Below are 13,200 nucleotides of genomic sequence, written 5' to 3'. Positions count from 1 at the left end.
AAGCGTCCATCGGTCTGCTAGGTGCTATGGCCCATGACTGGACCACACCGTGACCTCACCTGAATCTTTCGCCGAACCCGGCGCACTCCGAACCCTGTCGCTGCGTGCGCCGCTCGACCTGCTCTTCCTGCTCTGCTGCTTCATCCTGGCCGCCGACGTCCTCGGTCCCGAGATCTTCGGGCATGGCAAGACCAAGGATTACGGGCTGTGGTACTGGGCCGGGCAGCAGGTCTTGCAGGGTGGGCCGCTCTATCCCGACGACATCCATGAGTACTTCGAGTTCATCTACCCACCGCTGCCGGCAATCCTGCTGGCGATCCCGAGCTGGTTCGGCAAGGTCGCGCTCTACACCGTGCTGTCGATCCTGAATATTGTGGCGTGGTGGTACACGGGAATGTTTTCCAACGCCATGACCGGTTCGGGCCACAGGCCCGGCCCCTGGCTGGAGGCGCTGCCCGCTTTCGTCACCGTGACTTTCGTGTTCGACATGTTCGATCTCGGCCAGCCGAACCTCGTCCTGCTGGCGATGATGCTCTACGGCTTCTGGAGCTTGCAGCATCAGCGCTCCTGGCTTGCAGGCTTCATGTTCGCGCTCGCCACCGCCATCAAGGTGTTTCCCATTGCGGTGCTGCCCTATCTGGTCTGGCGACGGAAGTGGGGGGCCGCCGTTGCAACAGTTGCCTTCACCGGCATGCTTCTCTATGTCGTGCCGGCACCCATTCGCGGCTTCGAGCGCAACGCCGCCGAGCTCAAGACCTGGTATCAGGGCATGGTCGGGTCGAGCTCGGAAAAGGGATTTGGCCAGCGCGACGAGCAGAACTGGTCGTGGGTGAACCAGTCCCTCATTGCTGTCACGCACCGGCTGGTCCGGCCGATCAACTACAATCAGGAAGATGCCAACAAGCCGCCGCGCACGATGAATGTCATCGACGTCGATTACAGGACGGCGAACTGGATCGTGCTGGTGCTGTCGGCGTTGCTCGGACTCGCCTTCGTCGCGGTCATGCCACGGCAGGGGCGGCGAACGGCGCGGTCGGACGCCGAAGAGCTCGGCATCCTGTTCTGCCTGATGACGGTGGCATCGCCCCTGGCGCGGCAATACTACTTCATGTGGCTGTTCTTCCCGATGACGGTGCTGATGCATCGCGCCGCCTTCGACGAGCGGGCGAACGTACGCCTGGGAACCTGGCTCGCCCTAGGCGCCGCCGGCGTGCTCATGCTGCTGTCGCTGCCGTGGTTTCCCAATGTCTTTCAAGCCTGGGGCAATAACCTCGTCGCCACGGCGGTCCTCGCAGGTAGCCTCGCATGGCACATCCGCCATCCGCCGGATGCGGCTGGTCCCAAGGCCGCGGCAGCGCTAAAAGCCAAGACATCTTGAACGCAGGGAACACGACCATGGCCAATGCACAGCTTCAATCCGTGCTCGACCACATCGACAAGGATCTCGACAACAGCCTGGAGCGTCTGTTCTCGCTGTTGCGGATCAAGTCGATCTCCGCCGATCCCGCCTTCGCGGCGGATTGCAAGGCGGCGGCCGAACATCTGGCCAAGGACATCGCGAGCCTCGGCGTTGCGACTGAAGTGAGGCCGACCGCCGGCCATCCCGCGGTCGTCGGCAAGAGTGTCGCCGGTGGCCGGCCGCATGTGCTGTTCTACGGTCACTACGACGTGCAGCCCGTCGATCCGCTCGATCTCTGGCACCGTCCGCCATTCGAGCCTGTTGTCACTGACCATGCCGACGGCCGCAAGATCATCGTCGCGCGCGGCGCCGAAGACGACAAGGGCCAGGTCATGACCTTCGTCGAGGCCTGCCGCGCCTGGAAGAAGGTGACGGGCTCGCTGCCGATTGACGTCACTTTCCTGATCGAAGGCGAGGAAGAGGTCGGCTCGAAGAATTTCGTGCCATTCATCGAAGCCAACAAGGCCGAGTTTGGGGCGGACTACGTGCTGGTCTGCGACACCGGCATGTGGGATCGCGACACGCCGGCTATCACGACGTCGTTGCGCGGCCTGCTCTATGAAGAGCTGAAGATCACCGCCGCCAATCGCGACCTGCATTCAGGCGTGTTCGGCGGTACGGCGATGAACCCGATCCGGGTGCTGACCAAAATTCTGGGCAGCCTGTTCGATGACGACAACCGCATCACCATCCCCGGCTTCTATGACGGGGTGAAGGATGCACCGCCGGACATTCTCGCGCAGTGGAAGAAGCTCGACTTCACGCCGGAGACGTTCCTCAAGCCAGTCGGGCTATCGATACCGGCCGGCGAGAAGGGCCGGCTCCTGGTCGAGCAGGCTTCCACGCGTCCGACCTGCGACGTCAACGGCATCTGGGGCGGCTATATCGGCGAGGGCTCCAAAACGGTGATTCCGTCACACGCATCGGCAAAGGTGTCGTTCCGATTGGTCGAAGGCCAGGATCCCGCGAAGATCCGCAAGGCTTTCCGCGAGTATGTGTCGGCGCGGATTCCGGGAGATTGCAGAGTTGAATTCGGCGACCATTCCGCCGGGCCTGCGATTGCGCTCGACTGGAACATGAAGCCGCTCGCCGCGGCCAAGACCGCGCTGACCGAGGAATGGGGCAAGGAGACCGTGCTGATGGGATCGGGCGCCTCGATCCCGATCGTCGCCGATTTCAAGCGCACGCTGGGCCTCGACTCGCTGCTCGTCGGCTTCGGCCTGGACGACGACAATATCCACTCGCCGAACGAGAAGTACGACCTGCGCAGCTTCCAGAAAGGCATCCGCTCCTGGGCCCGCATCCTCGCCGCGCTCGCGGAGGTGAAGTAGGGCGAAAACTCTATCTCGTCATTGCGGGCGAAGCGGCGAAGCGAAGCAATCCAAAATCCCTCCACCGGACGACTCTGGATTGCTTCGTCGCAAGAGCTCCTCGCAATGACGAGCAGAGGAGGCCGCACCAAATAAAAACGCCGCCCGGAATTGGACGGCGTTTTATTCGAAAAGGTGTAGAGGTTAGTTGACCGCTACCTTACACCAAATCCGGAAAATTTCAAGACCGGTAGCCCGGAAGCTCGCGGTCGAGCTTGCGGAGCAGCGGCGGCCACACCAGGTTGGTAGCGCGCAGCTCGGCGCGGTCGCGGTTGGCGAGCAGCTCGGTGTTCTTGTCGATCGCGACGTCGTCGACCGGATAGACCGGCGTGCCCAGCGCGCGCGTACGCACCTGCATCGAGCAGGCGCGCTCGAGGTGATACATGCGCTCGAAGGCCGAGGCGACCGAGCGGCCGACCGTCATCGTGCCGTGGTTGCGCAGCAGCATGTGGTTGTGGTCGCCGAGATCTTTCCGGAGCCGCGGCCGCTCGTCATGGTCGAGCGCGATGCCTTCATAGTCGTGATAGGCGAGGTCGTGGGTGACGAGCTGGGCGGTCTGGTTCAGCGGCAGCAGGCCTTCGGCGCTGCTCGACACGGCGGTGCCGTCCAGGGTGTGGAGATGCAGCACGCAGATCGCGTCCTCGCGCACCTCGTGGATCGCCGAATGGATGGTGAAGCCGGCCGGGTTGATGCTGTACTCGCTCTCGGAGAGCTGGCTGCCGTGCAGATCGACCTTGACGAGGCTCGACGCCGTAATCTCGTCGAACATCAGCCCGTAGGGATTGATGAGGAAGTGATGCTCCGGGCCGGGTACGCGCGCGGAGATGTGCGTGTCGACCAGATCGTCCCAGCCGTAGAGCGAGACAAGCCGATAGCAGGCGGCGAGATTGACCCGTTGCTGCCACTCGGCCTCCGTCATGTTCGACGGCACTTCCTTCAGACGAGCTTCCGCTGGCGACATGGCCTATCTCTCCGAACATCGTTGTTGCGGAGCGGGAGCGTAGCCTTGGTGATGGCCGGCGGCAAGGCGCTGAAAGCGCGGCAGTTAGGCGTGGCCCGCATAGAGAAAAATTATTACGGCGCCGGGATCGAGAGCAGGCTGGAAATGCTGCTGCCGCGGATGTCGTAGACGCGGGCGAACACCACGTCGTCGCGTTTGATCTCGACCAGCACAGGCGCGGTGAGGCCCTTGCAGTAGAACTCACCGAGCGTCATGGCGAAATCGGCGGCATGGGAATCCCAGCCGATGGTGAAGTCGGGGCCGAGCGCGACCTGGGCGGGGCGCTGCGGGCCGCACACGGCGACCTTCCATTTGCGGTTGCGCGGCGGCACTTCCTGGCGTTCGACGAGCTGCTCACGCAATTCGTCGGAGGCCTGCTTCAGCGCGAGGCCCCAATAATCCAGCATGAAGCGATCGTCGGCGCCGCGCACGGTCCCGGCGATGTGGTTGAAGTGGGTGTATTGATACGGATGCAGCCGGATCATCTCGGCGAGCGAGAGCGCAAGGCCAAAGCAGAACGTGGCGAGCACGACCGGCTGCCAGGTGCGGTGATTGGCGCGCAGGCGCTCGATGGCCCAGCCAAAGGCGACGCCGCCGAGCACCGCCATCGGCGGGATCACGAAGACGAAATGGCGGATGCCGTTGTACAGCGCCGGTCGCTTCACCATCGCGATCGCGAGTGGCAGGGTCGCGGCGAGCGTCAGCATCAAGAGGATGGTCTTGCGGCGTGCTGGAATCTCGCGGCGCGGCAGCATCGCGAAGGTGCCGATCACGGCGCCGAACATCAGCACCAGCATCACTTCGGGCAGTTGAAGCGCGAACAGCGTCGGCAGATAGGACCAGGGCATGTCGGGCACGGACACGATCGCGCCGTCGAACATCTCCTTCCAGGGCTTCTCGAAGAAGTGCGAGAAGTAGGTCAGCGCCTCGAAGGGATTGCCGGGCTCCATGATCGACCACGGCCAGATCAGCCCCATCACGAGGTAGCCGAGCACGAGGCCGGGCAGCAACAAATAGACGACATGAGCGAAGCGGCGGACCGATTCGCGCAGACCCTCGCTACGCAGTTCCTCCAAGAACAGCGGCATGAAGCCGATCACGGCATAGACCAGCGCAAGGCCGCCAAGGATGCGGGTGCCGAGCGAGAGGCCGGCGCCAAGGCCGACGATCAGGATCGTGCGCGGCGAAGGCTGCGGATATTCTTCGGCGAGGCGGACCAGACCCAGCATCAGGATGATCATGGCCACCGCGAAGGGCGCATCCTTCGGATTCATGAACATGTGGCCGTAGAAGATCGGGCAGAGTGCGAGCAGCAGGAGCGAGGCAAGTCCCGCAAGGGGGCCGCCGATGCGGCGGCCGAGCCGCCACGTCACCGCAAGCCCGATCACGCCGACGACGGCGCCGACCAAACGGCGCGTCTCGAACAGCTCGAGCGGAATCACCTTGTGCAGGAGGGCCGCGACCATGTCGAAGCCGCCGCCATACATATAGAGGTTGGCGAAGGAGAGTGCCGCGGTGTCCTTGAAACCGGAACCGAACATGCGGAGCAACAGGTCGGCATATTCAGCGTGGGTGTAGTCGTCCCAGCCGAGCCCGTAGTCGCGGAAGGTCAAGCCTGCAATGACGGCGACCGCAGCCAGCACCAGCATGGCGAGATCGTCGCAAGTCCGTTCAACCGAGCGCCGCAGAGGCGTATCGATCGCCGAAGTCGTGATGGATGTCATGGCTATTGGTGACCCGGAATCCCCGCTTGGCCCTGCTGGTGCGCGCGGGCCTGCTCCCCGGAATCCCTATAGCGCAGTTCCATTACCAAGTAATTGGGCATTATGGCTAAATTCCTGATGCGACGCAGCAAATCCGACCAACTTGGGAGCTACTTAGAACTAGCGAACCGTAGCTGAAGGGAATGTGAATAAGTGCCTGATATCCTTCCCTTCAGGAACAGAGGCTTCAATTCGACGTTGGCGTGGAACACGGTATGACGATATCGTGGCGTGACGGGTGTCGCGTATGGCTGCGCGACCGGGGGTGAGTTCGATGGCGTTGGTATTGTTGATCGCGGGGATTTTCGCCGTTCTGGCGGGCCTCCTTGCGATCCTGTTTGGCTTTACCGTCAGGGAATTCAGTCTCGGCAGCACCCTCATAATCTCCGGCTCGATCGGCGTCTGCTCCGGGATGTTACTGGCCGGCCTTTACGTCGTCGTCGCGGAACTGAAGGGCATCGCGCGCCGGCTGACTGGATCAGTCGCACCGTCCGATGTTCGGGTCAGGCCCGTCCTGCCGGGCCCCGGGATGCCAGGAACGCCCGCGCCCGAGCCGGTGGGCGCAGCGAAGATCGAGCCGACGCCGCCATTGCCTGCCTCAGGGCCGCCGCCGTGGCAGAACGAAGCGGCCGCGCGGGAGCGTCCGCGCATCGAGCCGTCGCCGGAACCGGAAGTTCCGGTCCTGCCTGAGGCTGCGGAACCGCCGCGCCGGCGTAACCTGATGTTCGCCTCGACCTCCCGCAAGGAGCGCGAGCGCGCGGAGGCGAAGGGCGGCGAGGGCGTGCCGCCGCTGCCGCATGCGGAGCCGCCGGCGGCGCCTGACGCACCGGATGGTCCGCCTGCGAGCTTTGACGACGCCTGGCCGAAGCCGGACCGTATGAGGCCTCAGGAGCCGCCGGCCGCCTCGCGGCGCCCGCCGCCGCGCTCGCCGTCGACCTTCGCGGAGGCTGCTCCTCCACCTGCACCCGAGCCGGCTCCAGCGGTCGAGCAGGCGCCCGTGACCGTGCTCAAATCCGGCATCGTCGATGGCATGGGCTATTCGCTCTATTCCGACGGCTCGATCGAAGCGCAGATGCCCGAGGGCATGATGCGCTTTGCCTCGATCGACGAGCTGCGCGCCCATCTCGACCAGCGGTCCTGAGATCTGCTGCAGGCAAGTAAAGCGTGGCTATTCTTGTCGCACCGCCAGTAAATCAGTCCAGCCTCGTCAGTCATCTCATTTCAGCCGAACGTATTGTTGACACGGAATACTTCCGCGTCGTCAATCCCGTGAGACGCAAGGTCGAGAAAGGTCGGGCCCATGTCGGATGCCGGGGCTAAGAATTTCATTGAGCTGACGGCGAGCATCGTGTCGGCCTATCTCAGCAACAATCCGACGCCTGCGGCTGAGATTCCGAACCTGATCAGCCAGGTGCACGGTGCCCTGGTGCGGGTGTCGTCAGGCCGCACCGAGACAGCGCCGCTCGAGCCGGCGAAGCCGGCGGTCTCGCTGAAGAAGTCGATCGCGCCGGATTATCTGGTCTGTCTGGAAGACGGCAAGCGCTTCAAGTCGCTAAAGCGCCATCTGCGCACCCAGTACAACATGACGCCGGAGCAATACCGCGAGAAATGGGGCCTGCCTGCCGACTATCCCATGGTCGCGCCGAACTATGCGGTGGCCCGCTCGCAGCTTGCGAAGCAGATGGGACTGGGGCAGCAGCAGCGGAAGCGGAAGTAGAGCCGCTGTTACATCAGCTCACTCGGCCCTCATCCTGACGAGCCCGCAAAGCGGGCGTCTCGAAGGACGGCCGCGGGCGAGAGCGGGGCCGTCATGGTTCGAGACGCGCGTTCCGCGCTCCTCACCATGAGGGTCCTCAGGACGCTTCCGCGAGCGCTTCTTTCGCGTCGGTCTTGATACGCTCGACCATCGAGCGCAGGCCGTTGGAACGCTGTGGCGTCAGATGATCGCGAAAGCCGAACTCGTCGAACACGGCAATGGCGTCAGTCGCAAGAATCTCCTGCGGCGTGCGGCCGGAGTAAAGCGACAGCACGATCGCGACCAGCCCGCGCACGATGTGGGCGTCACTGTCGCCGCGATATTTCAGGATCGGCGCGCCGCCATGGCGATGATCGATCAGCTTCTGGAGCCAGACCTGGCTGACACAGCCATTCACCTTGTTCTCGGCCGAATGCTCAGCCTCGGACATCGGTTCCAGGGTGCGGCCGAGCTCGATGACGTACCGGTAGCGGTCGTCCCACTCGTCCAGAATCTCGAAATTGTCCCTGATTTCGTCGATCGTCGTCATGCTGGCCCGTGTTCCCGTTCAGGCCAATATAGGGACGCAAGGCCGTGAAATCGATAGGCTTTGGGGGCTAATTCGCTGGCGCAGGCGGCGGGCCGCGCCATTCCAGCGTAAGGTCGTCCTGGGATAGGGTGTCGCCCGGGGCTTCGCTCGTAGCAGTGTCGCCTTCGCCGGCCAGCGCGATCGAGCCGGTGTGGTCGGGCGCCTTCTTGTCGGGCTTCTCGAGCTGCTCTTTCTTGTCGTTGATGATCTGGTAGATCTTGCGCGCGCCGTCCTGTGCGCGCTGGCCGATGATGGTCGCGGCCTGTCCGCCGACCTCGCAGGCCGCGGGCTGGCGCTTGCAGAACTGGGTCATGTCGGAGACGGCCGCGGTCGCAGCCTGCACCGCGTCGGCGGCGCCGATCTGCGGCAGCTTGTCCGATTCGGGCGTCTTGTCCCGCGGCAGGAGCACCAGCACCAGCCCGAGCCAGAATGTGATGCGAAGCAGAAAGCGCATCTTGCGACCTGTATGTTAGATCCCGCCGCGGCATCTCCGCGGATGTCGGACCTAGCAACTCTCGATAAATCGCAAGTGATTGCCTTCCGCTTAATTCGCAGAAAATTTACGCAAAAATCTTCGAAATCGACGGTCTCGTAAATTTTCGATTGACGCCTATGCCCGTGATTCTGCCGGCACGCCCAATCACCATTTCGAAACCATGCGGATCACGGTGAAACCCTGCGTTCACCATCCTTGCCGATGACGTCGTCAAATCGTCTAAAAAGCCCCGCGATGACACGGTGTCCGGCGGCACGCCGCATCGCCTTAGTGTTCGTTTAAGGTCGCTCTGACACGGTGACCTCACGATAAGGAGAGGCGTTCCGGCACGTCTTCTCGACGAGTAAGCCGAAGCGCGAGATCCGTGACAGTTTTGAGTATCATCCGCGATTGTCTCGATGCGCTGCTGCATCCCTCCGCGCGTTACGACGCGCTGACGCGAGCACGCCATCGTGCCTTCATGGCGCCGCGTCTGCTCGGCAGCCTGGCCGCCTTTGCCGCATTCCCGGTCTATCTCGCCATGCGCGGCGCGCCGAGCGCAATCGAGGTCGCCGCCTTCGCCTGGCTGATCGCGCCGATCCTGTTGTCCTGGTTCCTGTCGCGCACCGGGCGCTATGAAGGCGCGCATGTGCTGTCGTCGCTGGCGCTCGCGGGCCTGATCTTGGCGGTTGCGGTTACGACCGGCGGCATCGAATCATTCGCCGCGATCTGGCTGGTCGTGGTTCCCCTCGAAGCTGCGTTGTCGGCCTCGCGCCGTGTCGCGGCCTTTGCCTCGCTGCTTGCACTGTCCTGCGCCGGCATCCTCATCCTTGTCGGCCAGCTCGGCTGGCTGCCGATTGGCGACACCAGCGCCGCGGAGCGCGGCGTGCTGATGGCGTTCGGCGTCGCCTCGGCGACCCTCTATGCCGCAGGCCTCGCGTTCGGGGCGGAATCGCTCGCGCGCACCAGCTTTGCGCTGCTGTCGCGTGAGGAAGAGCGTTACCGCCTGCTGGCGCGGAACATGAGCGACGTCATCTCGCGGCATCGGCGCAACGGCGCGGTGCAGTTCATCTCGCCGGCGGTGGAAGCCATGCTCGGCGTGCCCGTCGCGCAACTGCTCGGCCACGGCCTGTTCGACCGGGTCCATGTCGCCGATCGTCCGGCGTATCTGACGGCGCTGTCCGATGCCGCGCGCGGCGACGTGCGCAGTGTCGAGTTCCGGTTGCGGCGGGAGCCTGTCGGCTCGGAGCGTGGCCAAATTGATTTCATCTGGGTCGAGTTGCGCTGTCGCCCGCTCGATCAGGATGCGGGCCGTGATGCCACGCGCGAGGCCGATGTCGTCGCCGTGATGCGCGATGTCACCGACCGCAAGCTTTCCGAGCAGGCGCTCGATCGGGCGCGCAGCGCCGCCGAGGAGGCCGACGCCGCCAAGACGCGCTTCCTCGCCACCATGAGCCACGAACTGCGCACGCCGCTCAACGCCATCATCGGCTTCTCCGAGATGATCGCGCAGGAGCAGACCTTGATGCTGGGCGCGGCCCAGCGCAGGGAATACGCCCAGCTCATCAACGATTCCGGCCAGCATCTGCTCTCGGTCGTCAACGGCATCCTGGACATGTCCAAGATGGAATCGGGCAATTTCGAGATTGCCTCCGAGCCGTTCGCGCCGCGTGCATCGCTGATGCATTGCTGCAATCTGCTGGCGCTGAAGGCGCGGGAGAACGGCGTCGATCTTGTCACCGATGCGCCGCAGGACCTGCCTTTCATGACCGGCGATCCGCGCGCCTTCAAGCAGATCGTGCTCAACCTCGTCGCCAACGCCATCAAATTCACCGAGCGCGGCGGTCAGGTCACCGTAACAGCCGCGGTGTCGGGCTCGCAGCTTGCGCTCGGCATCAGCGACACCGGAATCGGCATCGCGCCTGACGATCTCAAGCGCGTCGGCGCGCCGTTCTTCCAGGCCGGCAAGACTTATCAGCGCCGTCACGAAGGAACCGGCCTCGGACTTTCGATCGTGAAGAGCCTCGTGGCGTTGCATCTCGGCGAATTGACGGTACAAAGCAGGCTTGGCGAGGGCACCGCCGTCACCGTCAAGCTGCCGCTCGTCTACACGCCGCCCCAGGCCAAGACTTCTGATCAAAAGACGTCTTCCGATCAAAAGACGTCTGAGGCGAGCGAGAGCAAGATCGCGACGCTAACGCCGGTGCCGCGTCAGGAATCTCACGACCAAGTTCAGGACCAACCCGCTCTGGTGAAGAAAAGTGCCTAAGAAGTCTGCCAAGGACGAAGCCGCTCCGCACCGCCGTGGCGCCAAGGCCGCGGTGATCGACGTCGAAACCGAGCGCAATCTCGTGGTGCGCGTGCTGCTGCACAGCCCGAAGGATACGCTGGCCGGTCTCGTCGCTGTTGCCGCCATCAGCGCGATTGTTGCCAATGCGCTGTTCCTGCAGACCGGCCGGCATCCGGCGCCGATGTTCGGCACCGTGATCAATCTTCCTGCGCCGTCATCCCTGCCGTTGTCGAACCCCTTGCCGCGTCCGCGTCCCGTCGGCGCCGATACCTCGCCGCTCGAGCCGAGAGCGACGGAGTTTCGTGCCGAGCCCAGACCTGCGGAGAAGGCGCCGGAGAAGCCGGTTGAGGCGACCGCATCGACGCCGCGCTCGGGCGATCCCATGACCAATCTGGTCAAGCAAACGGCGTCGGTGCCGCCGTCCGTCGCCATCGCGCGTCCGCCGGCGCCGATTCCGGTGCAGCAGAGCCCGGCTGGGCGGCGTATCGCCGGTGTGCAGCGCGCGCTGTCCGAATACGGCTACGGGAATTTGAAGGTCACGGGCGCGATGAGCGGCGAGACCCAGTCCGCGATCCAGAAATTCGAGCGCGAGCACAAGATGCAGGTCACCGGTCAGGTGTCCGACCGCCTGCTGCGCGAGCTCGGCGCCGCGATCGGCCACCCCGTCGAATAAGCATCAGGCTTCGCAGGGTCCGAAGCCCGAAGGCTGGTGCTCATTGCAGCCCTGGCCTATCGTGCGCCCATGCGATTAAAATCAAACATCTGGGTCTCAGCCTATCTGCGCCGGTGCCAGACCGAGGGCGTGTTCGGCGCGGTGCGCCGTCGCGGGGCCGAGGAGGCGGGCGCGGTGTTCGTGAAGGTGTCGCTGCTCGACGGCAATGCGATGCTCTACGCACCGGCGCCGCAGACCGTCTATGACGATGGCCGGCCGGTCGATCGCTTCTTCGTGCCGGTTGCGCCGCAGCCCTTGCCTGAGCACACCATCGAGGAACGGCTGACCAAGGAGATACGCTTCGATCAGGACGTCTGGATCGTCGAGACCGAAGACCGCGCCGGCCGGCATTTTCTCGAGCTCGCGAAGGCCTAACGATCCGACGACCCGTCGGTGCCCGTCCGCACCGCAGGCGCGGAGCCGGGCTGCACGCCCGGGCGCGTCTGGCTTGCGCCCGCACGCGCGCGCTGACGATCGCTGTCGTGCAGCGACGGCTGGTATTTTGCGCGGGTGACGGCGAGTGTCGAGCCGCGCCAGGCGGCCAGCAACACCAGCGCCGAGCGATCGCTGAGGCGATCGTAGAGCCGCGACAGCCGGTACACGTCGGTCACGGAGTTGCCGATCTCCGGCTTGAAGAACAGCAAGATGCGCTGGAAGACCGGGCTCGGCATGTCGAGCGCGCGCGCCGCGACAGCGAGCGCTTCGCCGCTTGCATCGTCGACGATCTGGGCGGCGACGCGCGAGGGCAGGATCAGGCTGTCGCCGAGCTCGAAGGTGAAATTCTCGACATCGCCCGCGATCGCCGCCATCTCCAGGATCTGGATCGCGCGCTTGGCACGCACGGTCGGAATCCGCGGCGCGGCCTTCAGCGGGGTCTGCGCCAGATTGTGCAGGATCAGCGCGCGCTCGGAGGCGCCGGCGCGGAAGAACATGTCGTGGATCTCGGCCGCGTCCTTTGGCTGCATCGCCATGTTCGAGGCCATGCGCTGTTCGGCCTCGGTTGGCGTGCGAACCGGCGAGGGGGCAGGCGGGGGTGCCGGGATTTCGCGCGCAAGCGGAACCCTGCGGCCCTCCTGTGCGGCCGACAGTCCGAGCTTCTGCATGATCGGGGCGGGCGTCGAGGGATAGATCGCAAGCCGCGCCTTGATGGCCGCGCGCGTCGCGTCGTCGACCTGGTCGATCAACCGCATGGCAAGCTCGACGAACTGGCGCTGCTCGTCGTCGCTGTGGGTGCTCGACTGAACATAGAGGTCGGTCAGCACGCGCAGCAGCGTCGGACGAACATCGACGCCTTCGCGACGGGAGAGGGACATCAGCCCGTCGAATCCTGGAAACAGCGACTTGGTCATGGAGAGATACGCGACCTGGAAAAGATACTGGCGGCCAGCCTATCGCGGGCTCCTTTAAAGGCTCGTTAAGGAAAACGAGGCGTGAAGCCCAACGCGCGTTTTCAAGCGTTCCCGTGCCGCAAGGGGACGGAAGGTCCGGCCCGTGCGGTTACGGTCCGGCCGGCGCGTTTACACACCGTTAACCATGAACTGATCTTAATGAATGCATGTTGCATAAGCGCGCCGGGTCGCGCGGCAATTGATAGAGAGCGGATTATGGGGACCATTATCGAATTTCCGGCCGGTCGCCGGGTGGGCGCGTCGGATGACGTGGCTCCGCACGTGGACATGGGAACGATTCTGATTCTCCCCGTGATCCGCATCGAGCGCGAGAGCGACGAGCCCAGCGGCGATCACGGGCCGGAGCAGGGCACCGCGCCGGGGCGCCGTCGTCGTCGCCGCTAACATCCGGCCTTTTG

At 64.4% G+C, this 13,200-nt stretch carries 13 protein-coding genes; 8 read left to right on the top strand and 5 right to left on the bottom strand.

Annotated elements, in window-relative coordinates; all coding sequences use genetic code 11:
* The first annotated feature begins 49 nt into the window (after window positions 1–49).
* Together ABIB06_RS12850 and ABIB06_RS12845 are read left to right on the top strand one after the other, a co-directional pair.
* Window positions 50–1,378: a glycosyltransferase family 87 protein gene (locus tag ABIB06_RS12850; protein ID WP_354068749.1), complete on the top strand. Its 1,329-nt coding sequence runs from the start codon at window positions 50–52 to the stop codon at window positions 1,376–1,378.
* A gap of 17 nt (window positions 1,379–1,395) precedes the next feature.
* Window positions 1,396–2,790 carry a M20/M25/M40 family metallo-hydrolase gene (locus ABIB06_RS12845; protein WP_354047123.1) on the top strand — a complete coding sequence of 465 codons (1,395 nt, stop codon included), beginning with the start codon at window positions 1,396–1,398 and terminating at the stop codon, window positions 2,788–2,790.
* A gap of 220 nt (window positions 2,791–3,010) precedes the next feature.
* On the opposite strand, the gene ABIB06_RS12840 is transcribed toward ABIB06_RS12845, so the two are convergent.
* Complete coding sequence (locus tag ABIB06_RS12840) at window positions 3,011–3,790, bottom strand: class II aldolase/adducin family protein (RefSeq protein ID WP_354047125.1); 780 nt, start codon at window positions 3,788–3,790, stop codon at window positions 3,011–3,013.
* 113 nt (window positions 3,791–3,903) lie between these two features.
* Window positions 3,904–5,553, bottom strand: a complete 1,650-nt coding sequence (locus ABIB06_RS12835) for an ArnT family glycosyltransferase (RefSeq protein WP_247349910.1) — start codon at window positions 5,551–5,553, stop codon at window positions 3,904–3,906.
* 313 nt (window positions 5,554–5,866) lie between these two features.
* Between ABIB06_RS12835 and ABIB06_RS12830 the strand changes: the two genes are divergently transcribed.
* Together ABIB06_RS12830 and ABIB06_RS12825 are read left to right on the top strand one after the other, a co-directional pair.
* Entirely contained in the window at window positions 5,867–6,733 is an 867-nt protein-coding gene (locus ABIB06_RS12830; RefSeq protein WP_247349911.1) for a DUF308 domain-containing protein, read from the top strand.
* Window positions 6,734–6,892: 159 nt separating this feature from the next.
* Complete coding sequence (locus tag ABIB06_RS12825; RefSeq protein WP_036005917.1) at window positions 6,893–7,309, top strand: Ros/MucR family transcriptional regulator; 417 nt, start codon at window positions 6,893–6,895, stop codon at window positions 7,307–7,309.
* Window positions 7,310–7,445: 136 nt separating this feature from the next.
* Here the strand turns inward: ABIB06_RS12825 and ABIB06_RS12820 are convergent, their stop codons facing one another.
* Window positions 7,446–7,877 carry a SufE family protein gene (locus tag ABIB06_RS12820; protein ID WP_247349912.1) on the bottom strand — a complete coding sequence of 144 codons (432 nt, stop codon included), beginning with the start codon at window positions 7,875–7,877 and terminating at the stop codon, window positions 7,446–7,448.
* 67 nt (window positions 7,878–7,944) lie between these two features.
* Window positions 7,945–8,370 (bottom strand): DUF5330 domain-containing protein, encoded by a 426-nt coding sequence (locus ABIB06_RS12815; RefSeq protein WP_354047129.1) that lies wholly within the window; start codon window positions 8,368–8,370, stop codon window positions 7,945–7,947.
* A gap of 406 nt (window positions 8,371–8,776) precedes the next feature.
* Here ABIB06_RS12815 and ABIB06_RS12810 point away from each other — a divergent pair, with 406 nt between their 5' ends.
* The 3 genes from ABIB06_RS12810 to ABIB06_RS12800 all read left to right on the top strand — a co-directional run bounded on the left by ABIB06_RS12810 (window position 8,777) and on the right by ABIB06_RS12800 (window position 11,768).
* The gene (locus ABIB06_RS12810; RefSeq protein WP_354068747.1) at window positions 8,777–10,660 is read left to right on the top strand and encodes a PAS domain-containing sensor histidine kinase; all 1,884 of its coding nucleotides are present in this window, start codon (window positions 8,777–8,779) and stop codon (window positions 10,658–10,660) included.
* Window positions 10,653–11,354, top strand: a complete 702-nt coding sequence (locus ABIB06_RS12805) for a peptidoglycan-binding domain-containing protein (protein WP_354047133.1) — start codon at window positions 10,653–10,655, stop codon at window positions 11,352–11,354. Before ABIB06_RS12810 ends, ABIB06_RS12805 begins: the two co-directional genes overlap by 8 nt.
* 69 nt (window positions 11,355–11,423) lie before the next feature.
* A complete protein-coding gene (locus ABIB06_RS12800) occupies window positions 11,424–11,768 on the top strand; it encodes a DUF1491 family protein (RefSeq protein WP_247447761.1) in 345 nt (114 codons plus the stop codon).
* On the opposite strand, the gene ABIB06_RS12795 is transcribed toward ABIB06_RS12800, so the two are convergent.
* Window positions 11,765–12,742 (bottom strand): DUF2336 domain-containing protein, encoded by a 978-nt coding sequence (locus ABIB06_RS12795; RefSeq protein ID WP_354068745.1) that lies wholly within the window; start codon window positions 12,740–12,742, stop codon window positions 11,765–11,767. The two genes, ABIB06_RS12800 and ABIB06_RS12795, sit on opposite strands and share 4 nt — an antisense overlap.
* Before the next feature lie 255 nt (window positions 12,743–12,997).
* On the opposite strand from ABIB06_RS12795, the gene ABIB06_RS12790 reads away from it, so the two are divergent.
* Window positions 12,998–13,186: a hypothetical protein gene (locus ABIB06_RS12790; RefSeq protein WP_247447758.1), complete on the top strand. Its 189-nt coding sequence runs from the start codon at window positions 12,998–13,000 to the stop codon at window positions 13,184–13,186.
* Window positions 13,187–13,200 lie beyond the last annotated feature (14 nt).

Source organism: Bradyrhizobium sp. LB8.2, assembly GCF_040548035.1.
GTDB lineage: Bacteria > Pseudomonadota > Alphaproteobacteria > Rhizobiales > Xanthobacteraceae > Bradyrhizobium.
The sequence above is the reverse complement of the archived record's forward strand: the minus strand, read 5'-3'. Positions and strand labels throughout refer to the sequence as shown.

Bases quoted from the DNA above. Each gene is read 5' to 3' on its own strand.
- ABIB06_RS12845 (WP_354047123.1), top strand. From the start codon at position 1,396: ATGGCCAATGCACAGCTTCAATCCGTGCTCGACCACATCGACAAGGAT.
- ABIB06_RS12840 (WP_354047125.1), bottom strand. From the start codon at position 3,790: ATGTCGCCAGCGGAAGCTCGTCTGAAGGAAGTGCCGTCGAACATGACG.
- ABIB06_RS12835 (WP_247349910.1), bottom strand. From the start codon at position 5,553: ATGACATCCATCACGACTTCGGCGATCGATACGCCTCTGCGGCGCTCG.
- ABIB06_RS12830 (WP_247349911.1), top strand. From the start codon at position 5,867: ATGGCGTTGGTATTGTTGATCGCGGGGATTTTCGCCGTTCTGGCGGGC.
- ABIB06_RS12825 (WP_036005917.1), top strand. From the start codon at position 6,893: ATGTCGGATGCCGGGGCTAAGAATTTCATTGAGCTGACGGCGAGCATC.
- ABIB06_RS12820 (WP_247349912.1), bottom strand. From the start codon at position 7,877: ATGACGACGATCGACGAAATCAGGGACAATTTCGAGATTCTGGACGAG.
- ABIB06_RS12815 (WP_354047129.1), bottom strand. From the start codon at position 8,370: ATGCGCTTTCTGCTTCGCATCACATTCTGGCTCGGGCTGGTGCTGGTG.
- ABIB06_RS12800 (WP_247447761.1), top strand. From the start codon at position 11,424: ATGCGATTAAAATCAAACATCTGGGTCTCAGCCTATCTGCGCCGGTGC.
- ABIB06_RS12795 (WP_354068745.1), bottom strand. From the start codon at position 12,742: ATGACCAAGTCGCTGTTTCCAGGATTCGACGGGCTGATGTCCCTCTCC.
- ABIB06_RS12790 (WP_247447758.1), top strand. From the start codon at position 12,998: ATGGGGACCATTATCGAATTTCCGGCCGGTCGCCGGGTGGGCGCGTCG.